At 72.6% G+C, this 25,721-nt stretch carries 21 protein-coding genes; 10 read left to right on the forward strand and 11 right to left on the reverse strand.

The genetic code is table 11. The features are described from left to right. Nucleotides 1-26: 26 nt before the first annotated feature. The 4 genes from ACZ50K_RS15975 (at nucleotide 27) to ACZ50K_RS15990 (ending at nucleotide 3,545) form a co-directional block, all read left to right on the forward strand. A complete protein-coding gene (locus ACZ50K_RS15975) occupies nucleotides 27-1,154 on the forward strand; it encodes a beta-ketoacyl-ACP synthase III (RefSeq protein ID WP_468902982.1) in 1,128 nt (375 codons plus the stop codon). Beyond that, nucleotides 1,124-1,405, forward strand: a complete 282-nt coding sequence (locus ACZ50K_RS15980) for an acyl carrier protein (RefSeq protein WP_468902984.1) — start codon at nucleotides 1,124-1,126, stop codon at nucleotides 1,403-1,405. The genes ACZ50K_RS15975 and ACZ50K_RS15980 overlap by 31 nt, the downstream gene beginning before the upstream one ends. Then, nucleotides 1,402-2,637, forward strand: coding sequence for a beta-ketoacyl-[acyl-carrier-protein] synthase family protein (locus ACZ50K_RS15985; RefSeq protein WP_468902986.1), 1,236 nt, complete (start codon nucleotides 1,402-1,404; stop codon nucleotides 2,635-2,637). Before ACZ50K_RS15980 ends, ACZ50K_RS15985 begins: the two co-directional genes overlap by 4 nt. Before the next feature lie 107 nt (nucleotides 2,638-2,744). Then, a complete protein-coding gene (locus ACZ50K_RS15990) occupies nucleotides 2,745-3,545 on the forward strand; it encodes a hypothetical protein (protein ID WP_468902988.1) in 801 nt (266 codons plus the stop codon). Nucleotides 3,546-3,655: 110 nt separating this feature from the next. Here the strand turns inward: ACZ50K_RS15990 and ACZ50K_RS15995 are convergent, their stop codons facing one another. The 6 genes from ACZ50K_RS15995 to ACZ50K_RS16020 all read right to left on the reverse strand — a co-directional run bounded on the left by ACZ50K_RS15995 (nucleotide 3,656) and on the right by ACZ50K_RS16020 (nucleotide 15,087). Next, nucleotides 3,656-6,430 carry a helix-turn-helix transcriptional regulator gene (locus ACZ50K_RS15995; protein ID WP_468902990.1) on the reverse strand — a complete coding sequence of 925 codons (2,775 nt, stop codon included), beginning with the start codon at nucleotides 6,428-6,430 and terminating at the stop codon, nucleotides 3,656-3,658. A 202-nt stretch (nucleotides 6,431-6,632) separates the two neighbouring features. Then, nucleotides 6,633-7,583, reverse strand: coding sequence for a bis(hydroxyethyl) terephthalate hydrolase (bdeA, locus tag ACZ50K_RS16000; RefSeq protein ID WP_468902991.1), 951 nt, complete (start codon nucleotides 7,581-7,583; stop codon nucleotides 6,633-6,635). Between the two features lie 285 nt (nucleotides 7,584-7,868). After that, complete coding sequence (locus ACZ50K_RS16005) at nucleotides 7,869-10,148, reverse strand: SpoIIE family protein phosphatase (RefSeq protein ID WP_468902993.1); 2,280 nt, start codon at nucleotides 10,146-10,148, stop codon at nucleotides 7,869-7,871. Further along, nucleotides 10,148-10,552, reverse strand: a complete 405-nt coding sequence (locus tag ACZ50K_RS16010; RefSeq protein WP_468902995.1) for an STAS domain-containing protein — start codon at nucleotides 10,550-10,552, stop codon at nucleotides 10,148-10,150. The genes ACZ50K_RS16005 and ACZ50K_RS16010 overlap by 1 nt, the downstream gene beginning before the upstream one ends. Before the next feature lie 69 nt (nucleotides 10,553-10,621). Continuing rightward, nucleotides 10,622-10,903 carry an STAS domain-containing protein gene (locus ACZ50K_RS16015; RefSeq protein WP_468902997.1) on the reverse strand — a complete coding sequence of 94 codons (282 nt, stop codon included), beginning with the start codon at nucleotides 10,901-10,903 and terminating at the stop codon, nucleotides 10,622-10,624. Beyond that, on the reverse strand, nucleotides 10,903-15,087 hold the full coding sequence (locus tag ACZ50K_RS16020) for a SpoIIE family protein phosphatase (protein WP_468903235.1): 4,185 nt from the start codon (nucleotides 15,085-15,087) through the stop codon (nucleotides 10,903-10,905). Before ACZ50K_RS16020 ends, ACZ50K_RS16015 begins: the two co-directional genes overlap by 1 nt. Before the next feature lie 424 nt (nucleotides 15,088-15,511). On the opposite strand from ACZ50K_RS16020, the gene ACZ50K_RS16025 reads away from it, so the two are divergent. The 4 genes from ACZ50K_RS16025 to ACZ50K_RS16040 all read left to right on the forward strand — a co-directional run bounded on the left by ACZ50K_RS16025 (nucleotide 15,512) and on the right by ACZ50K_RS16040 (nucleotide 18,796). Beyond that, nucleotides 15,512-15,880, forward strand: a complete 369-nt coding sequence (locus ACZ50K_RS16025; RefSeq protein ID WP_468902999.1) for a PRC-barrel domain-containing protein — start codon at nucleotides 15,512-15,514, stop codon at nucleotides 15,878-15,880. Between the two features lie 305 nt (nucleotides 15,881-16,185). Beyond that, nucleotides 16,186-16,308: a carboxylesterase family protein gene (locus ACZ50K_RS16030; RefSeq protein WP_468903237.1), complete on the forward strand. Its 123-nt coding sequence runs from the start codon at nucleotides 16,186-16,188 to the stop codon at nucleotides 16,306-16,308. Then, entirely contained in the window at nucleotides 16,308-16,931 is a 624-nt protein-coding gene (locus ACZ50K_RS16035) for a carboxylesterase family protein (protein ID WP_468903001.1), read from the forward strand. The genes ACZ50K_RS16030 and ACZ50K_RS16035 overlap by 1 nt, the downstream gene beginning before the upstream one ends. Nucleotides 16,932-17,203: 272 nt before the next feature. Beyond that, nucleotides 17,204-18,796, forward strand: coding sequence for an APC family permease (locus ACZ50K_RS16040; protein WP_468903003.1), 1,593 nt, complete (start codon nucleotides 17,204-17,206; stop codon nucleotides 18,794-18,796). Nucleotides 18,797-18,901: 105 nt separating this feature from the next. Here the strand turns inward: ACZ50K_RS16040 and ACZ50K_RS16045 are convergent, their stop codons facing one another. The 4 genes from ACZ50K_RS16045 to ACZ50K_RS16060 all read right to left on the reverse strand — a co-directional run bounded on the left by ACZ50K_RS16045 (nucleotide 18,902) and on the right by ACZ50K_RS16060 (nucleotide 22,743). Further along, nucleotides 18,902-19,567: a hypothetical protein gene (locus ACZ50K_RS16045; RefSeq protein ID WP_468903006.1), complete on the reverse strand. Its 666-nt coding sequence runs from the start codon at nucleotides 19,565-19,567 to the stop codon at nucleotides 18,902-18,904. Nucleotides 19,568-19,764: 197 nt separating this feature from the next. Further along, nucleotides 19,765-20,307, reverse strand: coding sequence for a cupin domain-containing protein (locus ACZ50K_RS16050; protein WP_468903008.1), 543 nt, complete (start codon nucleotides 20,305-20,307; stop codon nucleotides 19,765-19,767). Nucleotides 20,308-21,708: 1,401 nt separating this feature from the next. Next, nucleotides 21,709-22,185 (reverse strand): hypothetical protein, encoded by a 477-nt coding sequence (locus ACZ50K_RS16055; protein ID WP_468903010.1) that lies wholly within the window; start codon nucleotides 22,183-22,185, stop codon nucleotides 21,709-21,711. 183 nt (nucleotides 22,186-22,368) lie between these two features. Continuing rightward, a complete protein-coding gene (locus ACZ50K_RS16060; protein ID WP_468903013.1) occupies nucleotides 22,369-22,743 on the reverse strand; it encodes an ATP-binding protein in 375 nt (124 codons plus the stop codon). 302 nt (nucleotides 22,744-23,045) lie between these two features. Between ACZ50K_RS16060 and ACZ50K_RS16065 the strand changes: the two genes are divergently transcribed. After that, nucleotides 23,046-23,540, forward strand: a complete 495-nt coding sequence (locus ACZ50K_RS16065) for a hypothetical protein (protein WP_468903015.1) — start codon at nucleotides 23,046-23,048, stop codon at nucleotides 23,538-23,540. Between the two features lie 643 nt (nucleotides 23,541-24,183). Then, entirely contained in the window at nucleotides 24,184-24,693 is a 510-nt protein-coding gene (locus ACZ50K_RS16070; RefSeq protein ID WP_468903016.1) for a DUF5994 family protein, read from the forward strand. An 85-nt stretch (nucleotides 24,694-24,778) separates the two neighbouring features. Here ACZ50K_RS16070 and ACZ50K_RS16075 read toward each other — a convergent pair whose 3' ends face one another. Continuing rightward, the gene (locus ACZ50K_RS16075) at nucleotides 24,779-25,351 is read right to left on the reverse strand and encodes a dihydrofolate reductase family protein (RefSeq protein WP_468903017.1); all 573 of its coding nucleotides are present in this window, start codon (nucleotides 25,349-25,351) and stop codon (nucleotides 24,779-24,781) included. Nucleotides 25,352-25,721: the final 370 nt, after the last annotated feature.

The following is a 25,721-nucleotide window of genomic DNA, read 5'->3' on the forward strand; positions in this document are numbered from 1 at the left end:
ATCCCGTGACCCCTCCCGCGGCAGCGGTGGAAGACCGCACCGCGGTCATCGTCGGCATCGGCTCCTGCCTGCCCGAGGACAGCCTGGACAACGAACAGATCATCCGGGCCGGCGCCCTGGACACCACGGACGACTGGATCCGCACCCGCACCGGAATCGTCCGGCGCCGAAGGGCCGTGCCCGGAACCGGCACCGGGGACCTCGCCACGGCGGCCGGACGCGCGGCCATGCGGTCCGCGGGCGTGCGCCCCGACCTCGTCCTGCTCGCGACCACCACACCCGACTGCCCCTGCCCGGCGACCGCCCCCGCCGTCGCCGACCGCCTGGGCCTGCGGGGCGCCCCGGCCTTCGACCTCGCGGCGGTCTGCTCGGGGTTCCTCTACGGACTCGTCACCGCCTCCGCTCTCCTGCGGGCGGGGGTGTGCAGTACACCGCTGGTCATCGGTGCCGACACCTACTCCGCCATCGTCGACCCCCACGACCGGGACACGGCCGCGCTCTTCGGCGACGGCGCAGCGGCCGTGGTCCTGGCACCGGGGCCCCTCGACGCGCCCGGGGCCGTCCTGCACTTCGAACTCGGCTCCGACGGCAGCGGCGAACGGCTGATCACCGTGCCGGGCGGCGGCTCCCGGCACCCCGCCCGGCTGCCGCAACCCCTTCCGGACCCGCACCGCTTCCATATGAGCGGCCGCGCGGTCTACGCCCACGCGGTCCGCCGGATGACCCGGTCGGCGCGTACCGTCCTGGACCGGGCGGGCTGGCCCACCGGGAGCGTGGGCGCCTTCATCGCCCACCAGGCCAACCAGCGCATCCTCGACTCCGTGGCCGACCGGCTCGGGATAGAGGAGCGGCACCGGTTCGGCAACATCCGCGACGTCGGCAACACCGCGGCCGCCTCCATCCCGCTCGTCATGGCGGACCCGGACGTCCACCGGGCGGTCGCCCCGGGCACCCGCACCGTACTCACCGCCTTCGGCGGTGGCCTCACCTGGGCCTCCGTGGCCCTCAGCTGGCCCGCCGCCGTCCCCTGCCACCTCCCGGCGCGGTCCGCGGCACCCGCGGCACCCGCACCCGAGCCCCTTCCCTCGCACACCGCCGACCCCGCCCCCGACAGGAGCCACCGATGGACGACTCCCTCCACACCCACCTCGTGAACACCCTCGCCGAGAAGTTCGAGATCCCCGCCGACCAGGTGGCGCCCGGCGCCACCCTGGGCGACCTCGGAATGGACTCCCTCGCCATCATCGAGCTGTACGTCACGCTCCAGGAGCACTGGGCCGTTCCGCTGGACGAAGCCTCCGCGGGGCCCGAGGTCACGGTGGACCAGCTGAGCCGTACCCTCGCGGGCCTGCTGGCCGACCGGGCCGGGCAGGAGGGCCCGCAACACCACGGGGCCGGCCGGTGACCCCGCCCGCCGCCGTCGCGGTCACCGGCACCGGCATCGTCTCGCCCGGCGGCATCGGGACCGAGGCCACCTGGGACTTCCTGTGCCAGGGCCGGTCGGCCGCCCGCCACGACCCCGAACTCGACGGCATGCCCCTGCCCCTGTCCTGCCGGGTGCCCGGCTTCACCCCGCAGCACTCCGGCCTGGCCCAGCCCTGGCGCTACGACCGCAGCACCCAACTGCTGGCCGCCGCGGCCCGCGAAGCGCTCGCCCAGGCCGGCCTGCGGCCGCAGGAATGGGACCCGGCCCGGGTCGCCGTGGTCATCGGCTCGGCCGCGGGCGGCATCGCAACCCTGGAGACGGCCCACCGCCGGCTCCTGGGAACCGGCCCGGCCGGCCTCTCCCCGCACACCCTCACCGGCTGTCTGCCGAACATGTCCGCCGCCGCCCACCTCGCCCACGCCCTGGGCGTCACCGGTACCGCCCTGCACACCTCGACCGCCTGCGCGTCCGGCGCGACCGCCCTGATCACCGCCTGTCTGCTCATCGGCTCCGGTGCCTGCGACATCGCCCTGGCCGGGGGAACCGACGCCATGGTCACCCCGCTGTGCTCGGCCGCGTTCGCGAAGATGGGCGCCCTCTCCCGCCGCACCGAGGACCCCGCCGCCGCCTCCCGCCCCTTCGACAAGGACCGGGACGGCTTCGTCCTCGCCGAGGGCGCCGCCCTGCTCGTACTGGAACGCCCCCCGCACGCCAGGGACCGCGGCGCCCACCCGCTCGCACTGCTCTCGTCCTCCGCGGCCACCAGCGACGCCCACCACCCGGTCAGACCCGACCCCGGGGGACGAGGCCTGCGCTCCGCCGTCTCGCACGCGCTGCGAACGGCCGGCGCGACGCCCCGCGACGTGGACCACATCAACGCCCACGGGACGAGCACCCCACTCAACGACCGCGCCGAAGCGGCCGCCATCCGGCAGCTCTTCGGGGCCGAACCCCCGCCCGTCACCTCGGTGAAGGGCGCCCTCGGCCACACCATGGGAGCCGCCGGAGCGATCGAGGCCGCCGTCACGGTGACCTCGCTCGTGCGCTCCCGCATCCCGCCCACGGCCAACTTCGCCGGGCCGGACCCGGCCACGGCCCCGCTCGACATCGTCGCCCGCACCCCCCGAACCCACCGGATCCGCCTGGCCCTGAGCCACTCCCTGGGCTTCGGCGGCCACAACACCGTCCTCCTCTTCACCCGCGCCCCCTAGCCCCGCGCGATACCGGCGCCCCTCGGAACCCGCCCCCGAGCCCCCGCCCGACCGCACCCGAACCCCTATCCTCCTGGTGACCGAGCGTCAGAACGAAGGGGCGTGGGATGAGCGCGAGTGACGGCGGGCGGACGCCGTGGGATCCGGACGGACCGGGGCGGCCGCCCCGGCCCCTCCGGCGTCTCGTCAATCCGATCGCCGCGGGACGCGCGGTGTTCACCCCGTCCCGCCCGGACCGTGTGCACGACCCGGCGGTCAAGCGGGTGCAGGTCGTCCGGGCGGTCGTCGGTCTGGCCGCCATCACCTGGATGCTCTTGTCCTACGGTGTGGCACCGGACGCGGACGCCGTGGTGGACGACCGGTTCGGCCAGATCCGGAACACCCTCATCGCGCTGGTGGTGACCTTCCCGGTCGCCGTCGCGGCGTTCATCGCGGCGGCCCGGCCACCCCGCCGGCGCCTGTTCCTGCGCCGTGCGGCCAAGCCCGCCGGGGCCCTGCTGGCACTCACCGCCGCCCTCGCCGTACCGAGACTGATCACGGGTCTCGGGTACGTGGACGAGGACACGGACTGGACGGCATCGGCGGGTAAGGTCGCGCTGCTGTTCGCCTGCGGCGCCTTCCTGCTGTGGCTCGCCCCCTTCGCGCTGTACGGCATCGGACAGTCACTCGTTCACGTCTTCCGCACGGCGGATCTCCACGAGACGGTTCCGCCGCTCCTCGCCACCCTCCTCGTCTGGGAGGTCGCCGTCCTCGACCTGTTCCGTGACACCTACGGCAGCGTGCCGTTCGGGGTCCGGATGCTCTTCCTCCTGGGCGCGCCGCTGACCGTCACCGCCGTGGCCATGTGGGAGTTGCGGCGGCTGCGGACCCGGCACGGCATCACCCTGCGCGGAGCCCTGATGCGCTGACCGGGACCGGCGTCCCGTCCCGTCGCCCGGCACGCTCCCCGCCCCGTCACCGTCGTGCGCGGCACCGTCGACCGAGGCCCCGCCGGGGCGGGTCCGGCCGACCGCGGGTCTCAGCTCCGGCCGCCGCCGTCCGTGCCGCCGAGCAGGCGGGCCAGTTCGGTTCTGGAGCGGACCCCGAGAAGGGCGAAGACGTTGCGCAGATGGTGGTCGACCGTCCGGGGGCTGATCGCGAGGTGCAGTGCCACCTCGCGGTTCGTGGCGCCCTCGGCCACATGGCGGGCGATGCGCAGCTGCTGAGGGGTGAGGGAGGCCGTACGGCCGGCCGGCGCGGGGCCGGGCGCCTCCCCCGCCGCCCGCAGTTCCGCCCGGGTCTGATCCGCCCAGGGGCGCGCCCCGCAGCGCCGGAAGGCCACCAGGGCGTCGCGCAGCTGGGCCTTCGCCTCGGCCGGCCGGCGTCGGCGGCGCAGCCACTTGCCGTACAGCAATCGGGTGCGGGCCTGCTCGAAGTCCTCGTCGGTGTCCTCGTGCCGGGCCAGGGCCAGCCGGTACAGCGCCTCGGCCTCGCTCCCGGGCGACAGCAGGGCCTGGCAGCGGGCGAGTTGGGCCGCCGCCCGCGGATCGGCGGCCTGGTCGGCCCATCGGCCGAACTCCTCGAACGCCGTCCGGGCCCGGGCCGGCGCCCCCGCCAGCACGGACGCCTCGACGAAGTACGGCAGCATGAGCAGCCGTACCGCGAAGTGCCCGCGGCGCGGTCCGGGCCAGGTCAGCGGCGCCAGCCGGGCGGCGGCCTCGCGCGGTCTCCCGGCGCACAGGTCCGCCCGTCCCGCCGCCCATTCCGCCAGGGTGACGGTCTGGGTCAGACCGTGCGGGCGGGCGATCTCCAGGGCGGCACCGGCGTGCGCGGCGACCGTCGCCGCGTCGTCCTCGACCGAGGCCACCAGCGCCAGGACCGCGTGCTGCCCGGCGGCGACATTGCGCTGGCCGGCCCGCCGGGCCAGCCGCAGGCCTTCCTGCGCGTGCGTGCGCGCCCGCGCGTGCAGTCCCGCACGCAGCTCGGCGTAGGCCAGGTGCTCCAGGACCTGGGGGGCGAGAGCCGTCAGCCCCCGTGACCGTACGTCGGCCAGCGCGCGGGCGTTGGCCCGGCAGGCCGCCGCCAGGTCACCGAGGACGAGTGCGGCCACCCCGGCCCGCAGCAGGCCGGGCGCGTCCGCGCTTCGGTCCGCCAGGTCGATCACCCGTCTGAGCGGGACGGAGGCCTCCGGCAGGTGCCCGCCCAGGGCGGCGCGCAGCCCCGCACGGTAGTCGTGCAGCAGGTCGTGCAGCGGCAGCGGCACGCCCGGGGCCGTGTCGTCGAGCGCGGCGAGGCAGGACCCGACGTCGCCGGCCGCCCACGCCGCGTCCATGGCCTGCGTCCGGGCCGAGAGCGCCGCCTCGCCGTCGGAGGCTTCCAGCCGTGCCGCGGCCATGAGCAGCGCTTCGTAGGCCTCGGCGACGGGGCCGTCCCGGAGCGTCAGACGGCCGCGGAGGTGGTCGGCGCGGCCGCGTTCGGGGTCGGTGGCCACCCCGTGTGTCGCCGAGAGCAGCCGGCGCGCCGTACGCGGGTGCCCGGCGAGCTGCGCGTACTCCGCCGCCGCCGTGAGGTGCGCGGCCCGCGCACGGGGGTCGGCGGCCAGTTCGGCGGCCCTGTGCAGGGCCGCCGACCGCTGGGCAGCCGAGGCCGCGGTGCCGGGGCCGGAGGCGGCGGCGAGCGCGGCCGAGAGGTGCGCGTCCGGACCGGACGCGGCGAGCCCACGGTGCATCAGGTGGTCGAGCCCGGACGGCGGCCCGTCGGTCGCGGAGGCGAGCACGGCGTGGGCGGCACGCCGTTCGGAAGCGGGTGCGCACAGGTACGCGGCCCGCCGCAGGAAGGGGTTGCCGAACGCGATGAGATGACCGTCGTCGTGGACGATCCGGACGGCCTCGGCGGCGTCCAGCGCGGAGGGATCCAGGCCGGTGGCGAGGGCCGCGCGGTAGACCGTGGCGGCGTCCACCGCGTCACGGTCGGGGTCGGGCCGGTGGGCGGCCCCGGCCAGCAGGAGCAGCCGCCGCGTCTGCGGCGGCAGGCTCCCCAGGAGTCTGCCGAACGTGGAGCACAGCACGTCCGCGTCGACGAGCGGGCGGGGCAGGGGGAGTGCGCCCGCCAGCTGATCGGGCGTCAGCCGACCGGCGAGTGCCGCCAGCACGCCCGGATTCCCTTCGCCCGCACCGATGAGCTCGGCCTGTACCGACGGGTGCGCGCGGCCGCCGGTCAGCTCGTACAGCAGATCGCCGGCCGCACCGTCGTCCAGCGGGCCCAGCCGGACCACGGGCAGTCCGGCGAGTCCGGGCTCCTCCCCGTGCCGGTGCGCGGAAGCCGACAGCAGCAGGCCGACCCCGCGCGGCGGCCCGGGCCGCAGGAGCGCGTGTTCCAGCAGCGCGCGGGAGTGGCAGTCCCAGAGGTGGACGTCATCGACGCAGACCAGGACCGGCCGGCCCTCCTCGGCGGCCCGCCGGCCGAGGAGCCGCGGAAGGTCGGCCACCGCGGAGGCGGACGCGGTGGCGGCGGGCAGCGGGGGAGCGGGGTGGCCGGGTCCTTCGGCCGCGGCGCGCAACAGGGCCCGCGCACCGCTGTACGGGGCCGGGTCCTGCCGGACCGGAACGGGCCGGGGCCGCAGCACGGCCCCCCGGGTGAACGACCGTGCGGCCTCGGCCAGCAGCGACGTACGCCCCAGACCCGGGCCCGCGGTGACCAGCAGGGCCCCGCCCCGCTCGCGGCAGAGCTGGTCCGACCATGCGGCCAACGCCGCCCGTTCGGCCGCCCGGCCGTGCAGGCGGCGCAGCTCGCCCCGGGCCATCCCTTCGGTCATGACGGCCAGGCTACTGCCGTGCAGGAGACGGCAGAAGATCTGCCGCACACCTCCCTTTCACCACACCGCCACCCCGTGACCTGCGGTGACGCGGCGCGCGGCGGCCCCCGTGGGCTGCCCCACACGCCGGGTGGCACAAGACTGTGCCGGCACACACCCGGCGCGCCCGCGGTCGGTGCGCCCGTGACGACGGCAGTGGGCGTCAGGAGGTGTGCGGGCAGTTGCCCCGGTACTCCTCGATGGTCAGGCCGGGCCTCGGAAGGGGGCAGAGGAACTGCTCGTAGCGGGTGTCGTTGTCGATGAACCGCTTCAGCCAGGCGACGCTGTACTTCGCGATGGTGGTGTCCGACGAGTTCGGCGTGAAGTGGGTGGCCCCGTTCAGCTCCAGGTAGGCCTTGTCGAGCGAACCCGGCAGGCTCTCGTAGAAGGGCTCCGAGTGCGTGGCGACGGGGGCGACGGTGTCGCCGTCGGCGCCGATGACCAGGGTCGGTGTCTGGATCTCCGGCCAGGACTTGTCGACGTTCCAGCCGGTGAGGGGGATCGCCGCCTGTAGGGACGGCCGGCTCTTGGCGGCCTCCAGCGTTCCGCCGCCGCCCATCGAGTGCCCCATCACTCCGAGGCGGCTGCCGTCGACCCGGGAGCGCACGGAACTGCGCTGAGTCAAGTAGTCCAGCGCCGACAGCAGCTGGCGCCCGCGGCTGTCGGGCTGGTCGAGAGTGGTGAGGGTGTCGATGGTGAGCACGACGAAGCCCTGGGAGGCGAGCCGGGGGCCGAGCCAGGCGATGGAGGACTCGTAGGCGGTGAAACCGGGCGAGATGACGACGGCCCCGAAGGTGCCGTCCGCCGTGGACGTCGGGTAGTAGATGGTGCCGCCGCCGAAACCGGTCACGGAGAGGGAGGAGACGCTCGTCTGCGACACCAAGTAGGGGCCGCGGAGGGCTTCGATGCTGGACGTGGTCGGGGCGGGACCGCGCTCGTACGGGTTGGCCGCGGCCTGCGCCCCCGAGGCCGCGACGGAACCGAGGCCGGCGACCATGAGGAACGCCGCCACGGCGGCACCGGCGGCACGCAGCCGCTTCTCGCGGGCCGCGCCGGGTGCGGCCTGGGCCTGGGTCCGGAACTGCTGGAAGGTCTCGTGTGATCGCTGCTGCACGACGGAGTCGTCCTCTCGGTCGTGGCGGAGCCGCCCCGGGGCAGCGCGGCGGGACGGCCGTTGGGCCCCCGCCGCACGGCGCCCCCGGTGGGTGCCGCCGCTTTCGCTGGCCGGCCCACTGTCACGGGTGTCCGGCACCGCGCGCATCGGCGAAACCACCGGTCCCGGCGCCCCACCCCGGCCGCATCCCGAGCCGGGCGGGCGCCCGTCCCGCGCACACAGCCGGGACCGTCCGCGAAGCCGGTGCGTACGACATGGACGCGGACCGGCGGCCGGTCGGTCCCGCTACGCCGGTGCGGCTCCCGGATGGGGTCGCCGGCCGTCCCCGGACCGGTGCCGCTCGGCGGTCAGGACGAGCACGGCCTGGTCGTCGTCGATGTGGCTGCCGCCGGTGAAGGCGTGGACGGCCCGGGTGACCGTCTCGATGACCGGCTGCGCACCGGGCCGGCGCGGGGTGCCGGTCAGGGCGGTGAGCAGGCGATGGTCGCCGAACTGGTCGCCGCCGGTGTCGCGGGCCTCGGTGATCCCGTCGGTGTAGAGGACCAGGCTCTCGTCCGGGCGCAGCCGGACATGGCACGGGGCCAGCTGGGCGTCCGGGGCGATGCCCAGCAGGATGCCGGGCGCGTCCACGGGACGGGCGCTGCCGTCGGCGCCCAGGTGGAGGGGCAGGGTGTGGCCGGCGCGGACGAGTTCGACGTCCAGGCCGTGTCCGGTGGGCGTGAGCTGCCCGTAGACCAGGGTGACGAATCCCGTTCCGTGCCCGACCGGCCGGTTGAGCAGCGCCTTGTTGACCGCCTGGGCCACGGCCTGCGGGCCGGGGAGCAGGGTGGCGACGGCGCGGGCGGTGTGCCGGACCAGGGCGGTGGTGGTGGCGGCGATGGCGCCGCGTCCGCAGACGTCGCCGAGCATGAACGCCCATCGGCCGCCGCCCAGGGGGAAGACGTCGTAGAAGTCGCCGCCGACGTCGAGACCCTCTCCGGCGGGGTGGTAGTACGTGGCCACGTCGGTGCCGGGCACGTCCGGCAGGTCGGGCAGCAGCAGACCCGCCTGGAGGTCGCGGGCGAGGGCGGCGCGCTGGGTGTACTGGCGGGCGTTGCGGGTGGCGAGTGCCGCACGGCGCACGAGCTCCTCGGCCAGCGCGACGGTGTGCCCGTCGAGGGCGTACCCGCCGGTGGACAGGAGGGTCACGGTGCCGAACGCCCTGCCCCGGTCCGTCAGCGGAACGCAGACGTAGCCGGTCACGCCCAGGTCGTGCCAGGGGCCGGGTCCCGCGGGGGTGCGGCGGGCGATCTCACTGGTGCACGAGGCCAGGACGCGGGCGACGACCTCGTCGGCGGCGCCGTAGCGGGAGTCGTCGCCGACGGGGCCGTGCGGGGCCGGCCCGCTCCGGGCGAAGCCCGCCGTGGCGACCCGTCGTACCCGTCCGTCCTCGATGATGTCCACCACGCACAGGGGCGCCAGCCGGGGGACGCAGGCATCGGCGAGCCGCTGGAGGGTCTGCGTCGCATCGAGGTCGGAGCCCAGGCTGGTGCTGGCGCTCAGGAGGAAGGCGAGGTCGTCCCGCGCGGCCGTCTCGCGGGCTTCGGCCGCCGTGCGCGCCTGCTCGGCCCGGTGGCGTTCGATGGCCAGGGCGGTGGCGCCGGTGAAGACCCGGGCGAGCGCGAGGTCGGCCGCCTGGGGGGTCCGCGGGGTGCGGTGGTACATCGCGAAGGTGCCCAGCAGCGAGCCGTCGCGGGCCAGGATCGGGGTGGACCAGCAGGAGGCCAGCCGGGCCTTCTCGGCCAGGTCGCGGAAGTCCTCCCAGAAGGGGTCGGTGCTGATGTCGGTGACGATCACCGGGCGGCGGCGGTGGGCGGCGGTCCCGCAGGAGCCGACCCCTTCGCCGGTGGCGATGCCGTCGATGGCCTTGTTGTAGAAGTCGGGCAGGCTGGGGGCGGTGCCGTGACGCAGGTGGCGTCCGTCGGCGTCGGCGAGCAGCACGGAGACCAGGACCTCTTCGGGGGCCAGGTTCTCGATCGCCCGGGCCATGCCGTCGAGCACCTCGGGCAGGGGGGCCTGGCGGGCGATCTGCTCCAGCAGGGCCCGGTGCTCGGCCGTCAGCCGCTGCGCGTGCTTGGCCTGGGTGGTCTCGACCCCGATCATCCGCACGCCCATGACGTTGCCGCCCGCGTCCAGCCTGGCCTCGTACGTGAAGTCGAAGAACGCCTCGCGCGCCTGCGCGCCCTGGCCCAGCACCACCCGGGCGTCCCGCCCGACATGGGCCTTGCCGGTGCGGTACACGCGGTCCAGGAGCGCGATGAAGCCCTGTTCGACGAGTTCCGGCATCGACTGGCCCAGCGGTACCCCGGTGCGCGCCGACCCGGACCCGCCGATCGCGGCGAAGAACGCCGGATTCGCCGCTTCCAGCATGTGCGCCGGGCCGGCCATGGACGCGAACACGGCGGGTGCCTGCCCGAACAGCGCGCGCAGATCGTCCTCGACCTCGGCGACCGCGTCGTGGCTCCCCGTCGGGGCGGTCGGCACGTGGGCGGCCGGCGGGGGGTGCTGCCCGGGGACACCGGTCATCAGCGGGGTTCCCCGCCCGGCCGTACCGGACCGTGGCTGCCCACGCCGTCGCCGAGGGCGCGGGCACCGGCGGCCAGGGCCTCCTCCACGGTGGCGTGCAGGGCCAGGACCTGGTCGAGCCCCGTCAGGGTCAACAGGCGGCCCAGGTAGTCGGGTACGGCAGCCAGACGCAGGACCCGTCCCCGCGCCGTCTGGTGCTGACTCAGCCCCACCAGGGCGCTGATGCCGGTGGAGTCGCAGTAGGTCAGGGCGGAGCAGTCGATGACGACCGGCCCCGTATCCCGGCCCGAGACCAGTTCCTTCTCCCGGGCCTCGTGCAGTTGCACCACGCTGTGGAAGTCGAGTTCCCCGCGCAGCACGAACACCAGGCCCCGTGTCTCCCGTTTGACCTCTACCGCGAACACCCTTGCGTCCTCCCGTACGGTTCCCAGCGACGACTCATCGTAGTGACCGGCTGCTTTGCCCCGGAACTCCTAGTGCCGGGTGGTGAGTCCGGTCAGCCCGGAGATGGTCAGGACCGGGGTCAGGATCGGGTTGGCGACCAGTTCCAGCCGCTCCGCATGGGCGAAGAGCAGGCTGAGGCCCGCGCTGTCGAGGTAGTCGACGGCGCTCAGATCGAGAACCAGGGGGCCCGGCGCGCCGTCAAGGGCGGCGGCCAGGCGGTCGGTGTTGCTCATGTCGATCTCGCCGACCACGGTCAGCATCGCCGTACCGTCCGGACGCCGGTCGGAGGTGATGGTCAGGGGAGTGGTCATCAGGCGATCCTCGTGTGCATGTCGACGGTGGTCCCGGCAGGCCCCTGGACGACGGAGACCCGCTGCATCAGGGCGTGCATCAGGCGGAGCCCGCGGCCTCGGTGGGCGTTCAGTTCGGGCTGGGGGGTCTTCCACCGACCGGTGTCGGCGATGGTCAGACGAAGGCTATCCACGCACGCTTCGGCCCGGAAGTGGACGATGTCGCCCGGAGAGTCCCGGTGCCCGTGCTCGATGGCGTTGGCACAGGCCTCCCCGGCGGCGACCAGGATGTTCTGTGCGGTACGGGGCGGCAGCTCGCACTGGTCGAGCCAGCCGCGCAGGGCCGTGCGGACCGGCGCCAGCTGCTCCGACTCGGCGGGGAAGGACATCTCCAGCGGGGCCGGGTGACGGTAGAGCAGGAGGGCGACGTCGTCGTCGTAGCCGCTGTCCGGGGCCAGCCGCGACATGACCTGGGTGGCCAGGTCGTCCACGGCCACGTCGCGGCCCGCGTGGACGGCTTCGCTGGCCCGGTCGATGCCCGTCGTCAGCGGGCGGCGCCGGCGCTCCACCAGCCCGTCGGTGTACAGCAGGAGGGTGCCGCGCGCCGGCATCACGCATTCGGCCTCCGGACGCGCCCGGCCGGGCTGCACCGCCAGCGGGGTGGACCGCCCCTCCTCCAGGAGCCGGGTGGTGCCGTCGGGGAGGGCGAGGATGCCCGGGGGGTGCCCCGCGCTGGCGTAGGTCAGCCGGCCGGTGGCCGGATCCAGCACCCCGCAGAAGACGGTGGTGCACAGGGCGCCCGGGACGGTTGCGGCGAAGTGGTCGAGGGCCATCAGCGCCCGGGCCGGGCTGGTGTCCTGCAGCATCAGGGCCCGGCAGGCACTGCGCAGTTGACCCATCACGGAGGCCGCCTCCAGACCGCGGCCGACACAGTCGCCGACGACGATGCCGATCCGTCCGTCGGGCAGCGCGATGGTGTCGTACCAGTCGCCGCCGACCTCCAGGGGCCGGGTCGCCGGTTCGTAGCGTACGGCGAACCCGGCGGGGAGGCGGGAGGGGCCGAGGATGGCCCGCTGGAGCGCGATGGCGGTCTCCCGCTGCTGGTCGATCTGGTGCACCCGGGCCAGCCCCTGGGTGAGATGGCCCGCCAGGAGGGACAGCAGCAGTTGGTCCTCGCCGGTGAAGGGGCGCTGTTCGCCGAGGTCGATCCACAGGACGAGCGGGCCGTGCGGATGCTCCAGGACGATCGAGGCTCCGCCCCGCTCGGCGACGGGGCTGAGCGTCGGCCGCTGACTCAGGTCCTCCACGGAGCGGCGGCGTTCGGCGGGCAGGCCCTGCCAGGTCAGGGAGGCGTCGGTGGCGGTGAGGGCGGGCACGTCGGCGTGGCCGAAGACCGCGGCGGCGACATGCTGGGCGCGCCACAGTTTCTTCATCTCGCCCAGGGCGCCGGCCACCGCTTCCGGGAGGCTCGGAGCCTGGGAGAGGGAGGTGCTGAGCGCCGCCAGCGCGCTTTCGCGCTGAACGGCGTAGTGCTCCGCGGTCACATCGCGGAAGGTTCCGACGATCACGCTCCGGCGGGTGTCGGGATCGGCGACGTGGTTGAAGGTGGCGGTCACCCACAGCCGGTTCCCGTCCCGGTGGGTGACGGGAATGGTGTAGCTGCCCCGGTGCTGGCCGACCAGGGTGGTGAACGCGTCGGAGACCTGGCGGTGGGCCTCTGGATCGGCTTCGGCGTCCGGCCACCAGGGGTGGACGGGCCGGTAGGGCAGGCCTTCTGAGCCGTAGCCCAGGATGCTGGTGAACGCGGTGTTGATCTCCACGACCGCGCCGTCCTCGTCACAGACGAAGAACGCCTCCTGGAGGGAGTCGACCAGGGCGGTGCGCCAGCGCGCGTGGTGGGTGCGCAGCCGGGCCAGTTCCACGTTCGCCCGGACGCGGGCGAGGAGCTCGGCGGCCGCGAACGGCTTGACCAGATAGTCGTCCGCTCCGGCCTGCAAGCCCTCGATGGATGCCTCCTGCCCGGCGCGGGCGGAGAGCAGCAGTACCGGGACCGAGGCGGTCCGCGGATCGGTGCGCAGCGCCGCGACCAGGGCCAGACCGTTGAGGCGGGGCATCATCACATCGCTGACCACGAGGTCGGGCGCGTCGGCGCGGACGGTTTCGAGGGCCTGCCGGCCGTCGTGGACGGCGTGCACCCGGTAGCCGGCGCCGCGCAGCAGCCGGGTGAGGTACTCGCGCATGTCGGCGTTGTCGTCGGCGACCAGCACCCGCGCGGGGGCGGGTATGAGCTGCGCCTGCCCGACATCGGCCGGAGCGGCCTCCGGCGGGATCCGGCCGGGGCCGGGCCCTGCGGCGGACGGCTCGGTCCAGGACTGCTCGCCCGCCGACGGCCCGGTGGCGGAGCGCTCGGCCGGAAGCCAGCGCAGAGCCTCCTGCACGAAGGGATCCGGGCTGGTGCCGGGCACGTTCGCGGTGGCCTCGGGCCGGATGCTGTCGGCGGCCAGATGGGCGGAGCCGAACGGCAGCCGGACGGTGAAACAGGTGCCCTCGCCCTCGGCGGAGGCCGCTTGGATGGTGCCGCCGTGCAGGCCCACCAGCTCCCGTACGAGGGCGAGACCGATGCCGCTGCCCTCGTTCGAGCGAGAACGGGCGTTCTCGATGCGGTGGAACCGCTCGAACAGCCGGGGCAGCTCCTGGGCCGGCACCCCGGTCCCGGTGTCCGCGACCCCCAGCTCGGCCCTGCCGCCCCGGGCGCGCACCGTCACCCGGATCGAACCCTCGAAGGTGAACTTCAGGGCGTTGCTCAGCAGGTTGAGGACCACCTTCTCCCACATGCCGCGGTCGAGGTACACCGGCTCGGGCAGCGGCGCGCACTCCACGTGGAAGTCGAGCCCCGCCCTGTCCACCGCGGACCGGAAGACACTGGCGAGCTCCGCGGTGACCACCGCCAGGTCGACCGGTTCGAAACTGGCCCGCATCCGGCCCGCCTCGATGCGGGAGAAGTCCAGCAGGGTGTTGACCAACTTGCCCAGCCGCAGCCCGTTGCGGTGGATGGCCTCCAGCTCGTCGCGCACGCCGGAGTCCGCGTCCGCGAGCCGGCCCTGCAGTTCCTGGACCGGTCCCATGATCAACGTCAGCGGGGTGCGGAACTCGTGGCTGATGTTGGAGAAGAACGCCGTCTTGGCCCGGTCCAGCTCCGCCAGCTCCTCGGCCCTCCGCTGCTGGGCCTGATAGCTGCGGGCACTGGCCACGCCGGTCGCGACGTGCCCGGCGACCAGCTCCACGAACCCGCGGTACCCCTCGTCCAGGGCGCGGTAGCGGTTCAGACCGGCCACCATGAACCCGTACGGCGCCCCACCCTGCTGCAGCAGCGGCACGACCAGGGCCTGTACGGGCGCCGCTTCCCACACCCCGTGGGGCAGCCCGGCGAACCGCTCGCCGTCCAGCGCCACCACCAGCGTCTCCCCGCGCGCCGGGACGCCCGTCGGCCAGACGGGGGACGACGCGGGGGAGCCCGCGGCGAGGACCTCCGGTGCGGCCGGGTGGCCGGCCGGGAACCCGGTGGACGCGGCGAGCCGCGCGGTGTCGTCCTCCTGGAACAGATAGGTCAGGGTGAACGGCAGGTCGTGCGGGTTGTGGCCGAGCTGCTCGCCGACGAAGTCGAGCATCTCCTGCTCGGTGCGCACCACGCTCGGGTCGGAGCCCAGATCCCGCAGCGTGGCCATCCGGCGCTCGCCGATCACCCGCTCGGTGTCCTCGCTGACCACGCACAGCATGCCGACCACGACGCCGTCGTCGTCGCGCAGCGGGCTGTAGGAGAAGGTGTGGTAGCTCTCCTCGGTGTAGCCGGAGCGCTCCAGGAACAGCAGGAGGCCCTCGTCCCAAGTGGCTTCCGCGCCGGTGAGGACGGTGTCGATGCGCGGGCCGATGTCGCCCCAGATCTCGGACCACACCTCATGGGAGGGCCGGCCCAGGGCCCAGGGGTACTTCTGCCCCAGGGTGTCGCGCCGGTAGGCCTCGTTGCAGAAGAACGTCAGCTGCGGCCCCCACGCCATCCACATGGCGAACTTGGACGAGAGCAGAATGCTCACGGCCGTCCGCAGACTCTGCGGCCAGTCCTGCGGCGGCCCCAGCGGAGTCGCCGCCCAGTCCACTCGGGCCAGATCCTTGCCGATCTCCTTGTCGGCGGTGAACACCTCGTCCATCGCCGCCGAGGGTATGGGGAGCTCCCCGTCCTGCTCCGAGCGCTTCACAACGGAAACCCCTTCACTTGCCTCGGCCCTGGCGCGGTGCGGTCCGCCGCAAGGCGGTCCGCATTTGCGTGGAACGGCAGCCGCCCAGCCGACCTGTGCCGCCTGCTCATTCCGCCGGACGGGGACCACCGTATCCGAGGAGGCGGCCCTGCTGATCGGTGACCCGCGCCACCCCGGGCACCCGTACCCCGGAGGCGGGGTGAAAATGGGCATCGGGGGAAAGCGCGGGATCCCGGGACGGTTTCCACGAAGCGGCACGACATCCGAGGTGAATAGACCTGGAAATCCCGGGCATTCGATTCTTCGAGTGAGCACGGCAAGCAAGTCGAAGGCGGGAAGCGTGATTTCCCCCCGTTATCTTGAGGAGTGTCTTATCGTGACGGAAAACATGTGGACCTACCAGCCGACCACCAACCGTCTGCCCGCCACGGACCTCACCGGGTTCAAGGTCGAGGCGACCGACGGAAGCATCGGCAAGGTCGACAAGCACTCCGACGAGGTGGACGACTCCTACATCGTGGTCGACACCGGCGTGTGGATCTTCGGCAAGGAGGTGCTCCTCCCCGCCAGCACCGTCACCCGGATCGACGAAGAGGACAAGAAGATCTACGTCGACCGCACCAAGGACCAGATCAAGGACGCCCCCGAGTTCCACCGGGACAAGCACCTCGGCGACTCCGGCTACCGCACCGACCTGGGCACCTACTACGGCACCGCCGCCCCCTTCGGTGGCCCCCGCATGTGACCCCGCACCGCGCCGCAGCCCTCGGGGCCACCACGTCCCGTGGTGGCCCCGAGGGCTGCGGCAGCGCGCTCGCAGATGTTCAAAACGCCCCGGCGGCCGGTGGTTCGTCGACCCTCGGTGGCGGACGCCACAGGAGAGGGCCAGCCGGGGATCGAAGCCGGACGACCTCGACACCAGATCGTGGAGGAACCCGCGGAAGGCAGGGGTGTCGCGTTCCCGCCGGGCGCGGGCGTGGGCGGTCACGAAGGCGTTCACCATCCACCCCGCCACCCGGACTGGCGGACCAGCAGGCCGCCTTGCGTTGGGTGCGGGCCAACGCCGAGCGGTTCGGCGGTGATCCGGGCAACGTGACCCTGTTCGGGGAGTCCGCCGGCGCCCTCGGACCGGGAACACCCGAGCACGAGCCGTTCGCCCCGCAACGCACCTGATGCAGTCCTTCAACAGGCCCGCCTGCGGCAACCCGCTGCTGCCCACGGATCCCGCCGAGGCGCTGACGTCAGGGCGCTTCCACCGGGTGCCGCTCATCCTGGGCACCAACCGCGACGAGATGCGGATGTTCGTCGGCCTGTCACTGTCCGCGTTCCCGATCCGCACCGAGGACGACTGCCGAGCCCGGCTGAGGGGGGCCTTCGGGACGGCCGCCGCGGCCGTCGAGGCGGGGTACCCGGCAGCAGCCCACCCCACACCCGCACTCGCCCGGGCGGCCGTACTGACCGACCGCTCCTTCACCTGCACCACACTGGCCGCGAGCCGGGACGTCACGGCTCACGCCCCCGGACTCCCCGTCCACGGGTACGAGTTCAGCGACCCCGCCCCGCCCACCCTCACGGGCCTGCCACCGAACCCCGGATTCCCCTACGGGGCGGCCCACGGCTTCGAGATGCCCTACCTCTTCTCCTCCGTCCCCACCGAGCGTCCGCTGGACGGGGCCGACCGCGCCCTGTCCTCCCAGATGATCGACCACTGGGGACCGGCCGGCCGGCCGGCGGGCGCTCAGCGCCTCGTCTCGGACATCCCCGGGCCCCGCGCCGCAGGACCGTCGGCGCCGTAGCTCACGTCCTCGCGGGTGCGTACCGTGGACGAGGAGCAACCCCTGCATGCGGTCGAGCGCGCCGTGGTCGACTTCTGCGGGGACGCCAGGAGCATCGACACCGTACGTGCCCACCTGCACCGCTCCACCGAGGAGCCGGCCGGCCGCGCGCCGACGGCTCCGGTCCGCCGCGGCCGGCCGCCGAGCTTATGCCAACACCATTGACCGTGTGTGCCGTGCGCGGGTTTCCTCTTCGCATTGACGCCCCGTTCACAACGCACCAGTGAGGCAGCATGGTTGAAACGACCGCACGAACCACGGTCGCCACGCTCAAACCCAACGCGATCGGGTTCGTCGACGCTCTCGCCATCGGCCTGAACGCCACCTCCCCGGCCTACTCCCTGGCCGCCGTGATCGGCCCGATCGTCGCCCTCGTCGGTGTCCACGCCCCCGGGGTGATGCTCGCGTCCTTCGTTCCGATGGTGCTGATCGCCTCCGCGTTCTACTACCTGAACCGGGCCGATCCCGACTGCGGTACGACCTTCTCGTGGGTGACCCGGGCCCTGGGCCCCACCGCCGGCTGGCTCGGCGGCTGGGCGATCACCATGACCGGTGTCCTGGTCGTCGGCTCACTCGCCGATGTGGCGGTGAACTTCGGACTCCTCGCCGCAGGTCTGGACGACTGGGCCGGCAACACCCCGCTGCGCCAGGTCCTCACCGTGCTGGTGATCGGGGTGATGGCGGCGCTGTGCGTACGGGACACACGGGCGGCGGCCCGCCTGCAGAACGTCCTCGTCCTGCTGCAGACCCTCTGCCTGTTCGTGTTCGCGGCCGTGGCCATCTACCGGGTCTACGCGGGGACGGGCTCCCTCGACCCCGTACGGCCCACCGCCGACTGGCTCGACCCGTTCGGAGCCGGGGCCTCGGCCTTGACCGGCGGCCTGCTCCTGGGCGTCTTCGTGTACTGGGGGTGGGAGTCGGCCGTCAACCTCAGCGAGGAGACGACCGACCCCTCCTCGACCCCTGGCCGAGCCGGCATCTGGTCCACCGTCGTCCTGCTCGCCACCTACCTGTCCGTGGCCTTCGCCGTCGTGGCCTACGCCGGTACGGGCTACCTCACCGCGCACGCAGATGACGAGGAGGCCGTCTTCGCCACCCTCGCCCGTGAGGCCCTCGGCGGCTGGGACTGGATCGTCCTCCTCGCCGTGGCCACCTCGGCACTCGCCTCCACCCAGACCACCATCATCCCGGCATCCCGGACCGCGCTGTCCATGGCGCGCAGGCACGCGCTCCCGGAGCGCTTCGGCCGGATCCACCCGCGCCACCGCACTCCCGCCGTCAGCACCTGGTGGGTCGCCGGCACCGCAACCGCCTGGTACCTGCTCATCCACGGGATCAGTGAGAACGCCCTCGCCGACTCCCTGACGGCCCTCTCCCTCCTGATCGCCTTCTACTACGCCCTCACCGGCATCGCCTGCGCGGTGTACCACCGCCGCCGGCTCACCTCGGGAGTCCGGGAGTTCCTGCTGATCGGCGTCGGCCCGCTGGTGGGGAGCGGCATGCTGACATGGCTGCTGGTGGAGGCGGTCGCCGACATGGCGGACCCCGCCAACTCCGCAGGCACCGCCTCCTGGTTCGGACTCGGGCCGCCCCTGGTCATCGCGCTGGGTCTGGGTCTCGTCGGCGTGGTGCTGATGCTCGCCCGGCGGGCCGCGTCCGGCGCGTTCTGGACCGAACGCCCGAGTGTGTGCCCGGACCCCACGGATCCTCCCGACCCCACGGATCCGCCGGACTCCCCGCACGAGCCCGCAGGGCCGACCGCCCCCGGCGGTCAGCGCTGCGCCCGAGCGACGACGCACGTCCCCGTCCCGAGCACCACGGACTGAACCGGCTCCGGGGCCCCGCGGGCTCGTCCGGGGAGTATGCCGGGTCCAGGGCAGGCCAGGGCAGGCCAGGGCGGGCCAGGGCAGGCCAGGGCAGGCCGGTCCAGATCAGGGCCTTGTCGGCCGCCACGGCTTCCGGCGCCGTTTCTCGTACGCCTCCCGGATCCCGCCGGCCAGCCCCAGGAGCACCGCCACCCCGACCGCGACCCCGGCAGCGGTGCGCAGACCCTGCCCGTGGACGTCCCCGGCGGCCCTGGGGGAGACCTTCCCCTGCGGGTCGTGGACCACGGCCAGCCGCTCGCCCTCCTTCGCGAGCCGCGAAGGGGTGTCCAGATGCGGCGGGCCGCCCGCCGGACAGTCCAGGCGGTGGTCGTACGAGGTCCGGGTCGAAGAACTCCAGTGGCCGTCGGCGTCCATGGAGGACTCGGTCCAGGTGCGCTCGGTGACCTTCAGGACGGTGCAGCTGATCTCTACGCCCCGCTCCTCCAGCGCGCTGTGCCCCACCGATACGAGTGCCAGGATGGCACCGAGGGCGGCCGGGAGGGCGGACAGCGCGATGAGCGAGGCGCCGCGGCGAGAGGCGAGGGCGGCGTGCCAGCCGAGCAGGACCAGCGGGAGCAGTATCCCGCCGAGGAAGAACCCCCAGCCGCCCAGCGATCCGTACGCCGACTCCCGGCCCACCCGGAACGCCAGGGCCGCGGTCAGCGGCGGCGCGGCCAGAGCCACCGCGGTCCGCCGCAGCCCGCGCGCCCATCCTCCGTGCCGGCCCGTCATGTCGCTCCCGGTGGCTCGTACGTGTGCACTCCAGGTAACCGCGAGGGCGCGGGCCCGTAAAGAGCGCGACCGTGCTTCGCCGCGCCGGCCGGCTGCCGGCGACGGTTCGCGAACCACGCGTCACCAACCGGAGGGCCGCACGGGGGTGGTGCTCAGCGGTTGTGCGACGGCGGCCCGATCCCGCGGCGGCCGCACCGTCACCCGGATCGCCGCCCTGTCGTCGTACGCGGGGAGCCGGGCCCTTGCGCCGGGGTGAGGAGGGTGAAGTCGGCGAAGTCGACGCCGGGTGTCACCAGGCAGCTGACCAGAACCTGACCGTCTCCGGCCGGGCGGGCGCTCTGCCAGTGGCCGGCCGGCACGCACAGTTCCAGCGCGGTGCCGGGTGAGAGGTGCGGTCCCAGGCGGTGTTCGGTGACCGAGGCCGGGGCCGGACCGGGCGGGCTGACGGAGAGGAGGAGGGGTCCGCCGTCGCGCCAGAGCCAGATCTCGTCGCTGGCCACGGTGTGCCACTGGGAGCGTTCCCCCGGTGCCAGCAGGTAGTGGATGAGGGTGGCCGACGGCCGGTGCCCGGTGCCGGTCGGGTGGGGAAGGGTGACGGCTGAGGTGTAGATCCTGCGGTACCAGCCGCCTTCGGGGTGGGGTTCGAGGTCGAGGACGCTGTCGGCCCAGGCGGGGTCCAGCCCCTTGGGGGCGGGCCGGGTGGCGACGGTGCAGGCGCCGGTGAGCATGCCGGCGTACACCAGGTCGGAGTGCAGATTGCTGATGCTGTCCGTCTCGTGGATCGACGCCGTTCACGCCTTCCACACCGACCGGTTCTGAGGGCACGCCATCGCAGCCGGGGAAACGCCCCGGACAGTTCCCTGGAACTCCGCCCGCGCCCGGGGCGCCCGCCTTCGCCGTGCGGCGCTGCGCGGTAGCGGTCCGCTTCGGGCATCCATTCGAGACGGCGGCGTCGCTCACCGCGCCCGCTACGTCGGTCCAGGCCGGCGCGGTCGCCAGGGCGCGGGGAAGCTCGGCGCCCAGGACGGCCTCGCGGACCTCGTGGATGAACGTCCCGAAGGTGGTCCCGCGGTCCGCCGGACACACGACGTGGGAGGCGGGCCGGCCGATCCGCTGCGTATGGAGTCCCCAGAGGGTGGCCTTGCGCGTCCAACGCCTTTGTCAGGACCTCTGAACCGTGTCGCTCATGCGCTCCCGGCCGCCGAGGTGGCGAGTGCGAGATCGCCAGTCCTTGAGGTGTGCGATGGTCGCCACTCAGGTGCGCGGTAGCGCACGGTCTTCGCGACCTGCGCCACGTGCGGGAAGTCCAGGCCAGGCCGGTGACGGTCAGCGCGTGGGCCGAGCGGGTCTCCGGACGTCCGTGACCGCTGCCGCGGTCGCAGCGGCGAGCGGTGACCAGTGTCCACGGCAGCGAGCGCAGGACCGCGTGCAGGGGGGGCTGGTTGTGCTGGATCACCATCAGGTAGTGCGCCTTGCTGACCTCCACCAGCCACTTCGTGTGGTCACGGCAGGTGTGCGGGGCGTCGGCGGTCACGGTGATACGGGCCAGGTCGAAGGGGCTCAGCAGTGCGGTGAGCCCGGTGACCTCGGAGGGTCTCGTCGGCACCCGCAACTGGGCGACCGCGTGCCCGCCGGGCAGGACGGCCAAGAGCAGATGGGCGGCTGGGGTGGTCCCGGTGCGCGAGCCACGGGCGCTCTTGCCGTGCACCGCAAGGCTCCGCGCGCCGGCCGGGTCGCGGCCCACTGCCCGGCGCCGCGTAGGAGGCCCTGCCAGGACGGCGCAACAGGCTGTGACCAGCACCGACACCAGAGGATGCCGCCGCCCGCGACGTCCCCGTGGGGCAGGCAGTACAGCGAGACGGTCCGCCATCAAAGGCAGCCCACGCCGTGCGGCAGCGGGCGACTTGGCAGACAGACCGTGGCGGACTGGCGGCACATCGAAGCTCCGGCGGTTCAGGGCGACTTGGGAAGGTCACCCCGGACAACCGGAGCTTCGATGCGTATGGCACGGCCCAGACTGACCTCGTCACCGTGGCCCGACCTGCACACCCGCATGATCACCACGACTTTGAATGAGCCCGGGTACCGCGGGCTGATGGACGTCACCCGCCCACGGTTCCATCACAGGAGCGCAGGGAGCGTCAGTCGACCCAGAGGTAGTTGGACCACGCCGTGGTCCCGACGTTGACGCCGTTCACAACGCCGGAAACCGCGGCTCCAGTAATGTGCCAACCGCCGCCCCAGGACTTGTACTCCGGCATGCACCACACTTTCTGCCCAGGTGCGATGACGTCGAAGTGACAGGTCTTCTTGAGGTTATTGACATTGAGGACGCTGTTGTCATATACGGCGACGTCGACATTGTTTATATAGGTGTTGGCAGTGGTGTTCTTGATGTAATTTGAGTTGAGATAGGCCAAGGGGAGCCCCTGGTCATCTATGCAACTGTAGGTGAAGAGGCCGGCTACATTAAGGGATTGGCTGACGCCGCAGGCGGGGTCCCCGGGCTCCTTTCCCGCAGCCGCAGCCGGTCCGGTCGAGGCGATTCCCGCCCCGAGGCAGACGGCCATCATGATGGCCGCCGATGCCTTACTGCGAGGCCTTCGGATCTTGATCACAAAAGTCTCCAAAGCGAAGTATTGAAGGGCGATTCGCGGCAGATTCGGTCTTGCCGTTAGTCATGTCCGTCCGCTGCTTCTATTGAACTGCCAGGAAGCAGGAGTCAACACCCGAGACGCACCCTAGGAATATCCGACCCGGGGCGTAGGCGATCTATGCCCGCGACGTGGCCGACACCGGCATCAGCCATTCCCCCCGATCTGCCGGAAAGACTCCCGGGGCCCCCGTCCGGAGTGAGTAGACATCACTCTTGACCAGGGCTGATACCGCTGGTTCAGTGGCCCGGCCACCGAGTCACAAGGGAACGCGAGGCGGAAGGGATGGACGTCGGGGCGGCCGGTGCCGCGCTCCATCACCGAGCCCCGTGCCGTGAGGACCTGGAATCCGCCTGCGCGTGCCTCCGCTCGGAAGGTCGCCAGCAGGACGCTCTTGCCCATGCCTGTGGAGCCGTAGACGAACGTGCAGCCAACGGCTCCGCCCGCGAGCGTGTCGAGCGCGGTGCGGAACAGGGCCGCGTCAGCGCCTCGCTCCAGTACGAGCAGGGTGTCCGGCGTCATCCCTTCGCCACTCCTGTCAGGCGTCCCGCTCCTCGTACGGCGGGCACCTTCACCATCCGTCACACGGGTGCCGCGTGCCTCGGCGGCCCGCCCCGACCAGAACCCGAGGATTCGGACAGCGGGGCAGTGGAGGTCCCGAATATCGGGTCGCTGATACCGGCCATGGGGTTCCTCGGCGGCTCTGGGGACGCAATCTTGGGGCCGACCCCCTGTGTACTCGCCGCCGGACTTTCCTTAAATTCATCTCACTGCACAGCAGGGAAATGCGGGCAACGAAAAGAGAACTCTGAGAGGCGAAACACATGAAGCGAAAGCTGAACAAGACTTCCCTCGCCGCATTTGCAGCGACCGCCGGCCTGGCCCTATCGATGCTCGTCTCCTCTCCAGCGCATGCGGCGATCTACAATAGTCCAGTGTGCAAGACTCAGGAGCTGTCAGCCGATTTCCCGGGCCTTAAGATGAAACTCTGCATGCAGAAGGGATTCTTCGGGAAGTACAACAACGAACCGTACGAGAACCTGACGGCCACCGTCACCAATGGCTATTGGATGCCCGTCTACATTGCAAGCATCAACCTGGCGAGTGACCCCAACATCGGTACCCCCATCTGCCATTTCAATCTTTACATCGTGCCCAGCTCCGTACCGGGCTCCGTGCCGTTCGAGTGCATGTCCGGATTCTTGAAGGACCAGACGACCAGCCCCCTCGGCGACTACGGAGTGGCCGATGTGACTCTCGCTTACAGTCATCTCAACCCCCCGTACCAGAGTTCCTGGGTCAAGGCGGGACCCGTGTAAACCCGCCGCACCCTAGGCACCCGGAGAACCGGCCGGCCCCCCTTCACGCGAAGGCGGGCCGGTCCGCATGGCCGGGCACGGGCTACGGGGTCCGGCCCCGCTTTCTGCGGGTCGAATCAATGATTCACCGGAGCCGTCCGTGTATCAAGATCATGAGGATGTGCCAGGGGCTATCGAAACCCCGGGTGTGGAGGAGGTCCTGCGGCTCCGCGAGCGGCAGGGTGGTGGCCGCCGGGGGGCGGCGTGTGCTCCTTCCCCCCTCCGAGCACGGCTGAGAGGGGCCGCGCACGTCCGCATCTGATCCCGCCCGCGACCGGATGCGGTTCGCGGTGACGCACGGTACGGCGGGACGTTCAGATGCGACGCCGCCGACCGCTTTGCCGTCACTGCCCGAAGTCACAGCCACCGGCATCACCCGATCGGTGGCCACGCCGAAATCGCTCACTGATCGGGCGGCTGCGGGGGCTGTGCGCGATGATCCGCACCTCGGCGTGTCCGAGCGAGGGCAGTGTCTGGGTCCCGGTGTCCTTCACGTGGTCGTGTTCCCTGGTCACCGTGGAGAGCAGCGGTGCGGACGAGAGGAGTACCGTGGAACGGCAGCCTCGCGTACGGCGCAGCCGCATCCATCGACGGGCGGGTCCACATGACCACTGACTCCGGCATTCCTCAGAGGTCGCCGCTGCTCCTGCCCGATGCGGTCCACACGGCGGTCGAACCCGGCACGGCGCTGCTCCGGCTGGAGACCACACGGTCTCGGGAGGGCCGCCTGGACGGTGCGTGGTGGCCGCGCACCCGCGCCATCGAGAATGAACTGCCTCCGCTGATCAGCGTCTTGACCAGACATCTCGGGCCGATCACCCGCGTCGGCGTGGATGCCTCCTCCTGGAACACGGTACCCACCCGCCTGGTCGTCGACGGCCAGGTGGTCCACCTGGACTCGGACCCGGTCGGCGACAGCACCGTTCTCATCACCCGCGGCCACAACGACCACTTCGCCCTGCTGGTGCTGCCCCCCGACACCACCCCGGAGGCGGCCCGAAACGCAATGGCCCGGGCCGTCCACGCCGACAACATCACCGAGGCCGCCCAGATCCTCGTCGCCACCACCCCCGAACCTGATGAGGACCCGGCCCATGACCTGGAGACCCACTGAGGAGCGGGCAGAACGGACGTCGCGGGGCAGGCGGCGCCGTGGTCGGGAGAGGGCGGGCTGACCGGCTCGTCCTGCGGCGGTCCGGTCAGCGGATGACGTCGAAGACGTTCTTCTGCAGGCCGTTGGCGTAGGCCTCGTGCTCGACGAGCTTCAGTTTCTGGGTGTCCTTGTCGGTCGTGCTGAAGAGTCGCTTGCCCGCTCCGAGCAGCAGGGGGAAGACGATCAGGTGGTACCGGTCGATCAGGCCGGCGTCGGAGAGGGCGTGGTTGAGGGTGGCGCTGCCGTGGACGATGATCGGGCCGCCTTCGGTCTCCTTCAGCGCGGCGACCTCGTCAAGGGTGCGCAGGATCGTCGTCTCGCCCCAGTCGGTGGCCAGGTCGTCTTCGGTGAGGGTGGTGGAGACGACGTACTTCGGCATCGTCTTGTATTCGGCGAAGTCCTCGATGTCGGGCCACACCGGGCTGAATGCCTGGTAGCTGGTGCGGCCGAGCAGGAGCGCGGCAGCTTCCTTCTGTTCGCGGCCCTTGATCTCGTAGGCCTCGGGAAGGAAGTCGATGTCCTTGAAGGTCCAGCCGGAGTTCCGGTATCCGGGCTCGCCGCCGGGGGCTTCCACGACGCCGTCGAGCGAGACGAAGGCGGTGCTGATCAGTGTGCGCATCTCGGGTTCCTCGCAGTCGATTGTCAGGGTGCGGGTCAGGTGTCAGGTGTCAGGGTCTGGCTCTCGGCGGGGCGGGTGCGGCCCCGCGGTTCACGGTTCACGGTTCACGGTTCACGGTCTATGACTGCGGATCATGGAGGAACTCATCGGTCGGCGCCAGCCCATTCCGACAACCGCGGCCGTTCGGGGCAGGGGCTCTGCCGCCCGCGGGTCCTGCGTACCGTGCCGGTCCGGTCGGTTCCCAGCGCCGGAGGCGGGTTGCCCGAGGTCGGGGCCAAGGTGGAGCGCTGCGAATCACGTCGATGTCGATATCCCGGGTATGCGCAGGACGAGGGGAGCACCCCGCCGGCCGGCGGGGCCCGGCACCGGG

This window comes from Streptomyces sp. NPDC033845, assembly GCF_055576225.1.

What these genes read in the sequence shown, in the direction of transcription:
- ACZ50K_RS16060 (WP_468903013.1), bottom strand. Translation starts at nt 22,743, where the DNA reads ATGACGCCGGACACCCTGCTCGTACTGGAGCGAGGCGCTGACGCGGCC.
- ACZ50K_RS16020 (WP_468903235.1), bottom strand. Translation starts at nt 15,087, where the DNA reads ATGGACGAGGTGTTCACCGCCGACAAGGAGATCGGCAAGGATCTGGCC.
- ACZ50K_RS15995 (WP_468902990.1), bottom strand. Translation starts at nt 6,430, where the DNA reads ATGACCGAAGGGATGGCCCGGGGCGAGCTGCGCCGCCTGCACGGCCGG.
- ACZ50K_RS16040 (WP_468903003.1), top strand. Translation starts at nt 17,204, where the DNA reads ATGGTTGAAACGACCGCACGAACCACGGTCGCCACGCTCAAACCCAAC.
- ACZ50K_RS16015 (WP_468902997.1), bottom strand. Translation starts at nt 10,903, where the DNA reads ATGACCACTCCCCTGACCATCACCTCCGACCGGCGTCCGGACGGTACG.
- ACZ50K_RS16005 (WP_468902993.1), bottom strand. Translation starts at nt 10,148, where the DNA reads ATGACCGGTGTCCCCGGGCAGCACCCCCCGCCGGCCGCCCACGTGCCG.
- ACZ50K_RS16065 (WP_468903015.1), top strand. Translation starts at nt 23,046, where the DNA reads ATGAAGCGAAAGCTGAACAAGACTTCCCTCGCCGCATTTGCAGCGACC.
- ACZ50K_RS15990 (WP_468902988.1), top strand. Translation starts at nt 2,745, where the DNA reads ATGAGCGCGAGTGACGGCGGGCGGACGCCGTGGGATCCGGACGGACCG.
- ACZ50K_RS16045 (WP_468903006.1), bottom strand. Translation starts at nt 19,567, where the DNA reads ATGACGGGCCGGCACGGAGGATGGGCGCGCGGGCTGCGGCGGACCGCG.
- ACZ50K_RS16075 (WP_468903017.1), bottom strand. Translation starts at nt 25,351, where the DNA reads ATGCGCACACTGATCAGCACCGCCTTCGTCTCGCTCGACGGCGTCGTG.
- ACZ50K_RS15980 (WP_468902984.1), top strand. Translation starts at nt 1,124, where the DNA reads ATGGACGACTCCCTCCACACCCACCTCGTGAACACCCTCGCCGAGAAG.
- ACZ50K_RS16070 (WP_468903016.1), top strand. Translation starts at nt 24,184, where the DNA reads ATGACCACTGACTCCGGCATTCCTCAGAGGTCGCCGCTGCTCCTGCCC.
- ACZ50K_RS16035 (WP_468903001.1), top strand. Translation starts at nt 16,308, where the DNA reads ATGCAGTCCTTCAACAGGCCCGCCTGCGGCAACCCGCTGCTGCCCACG.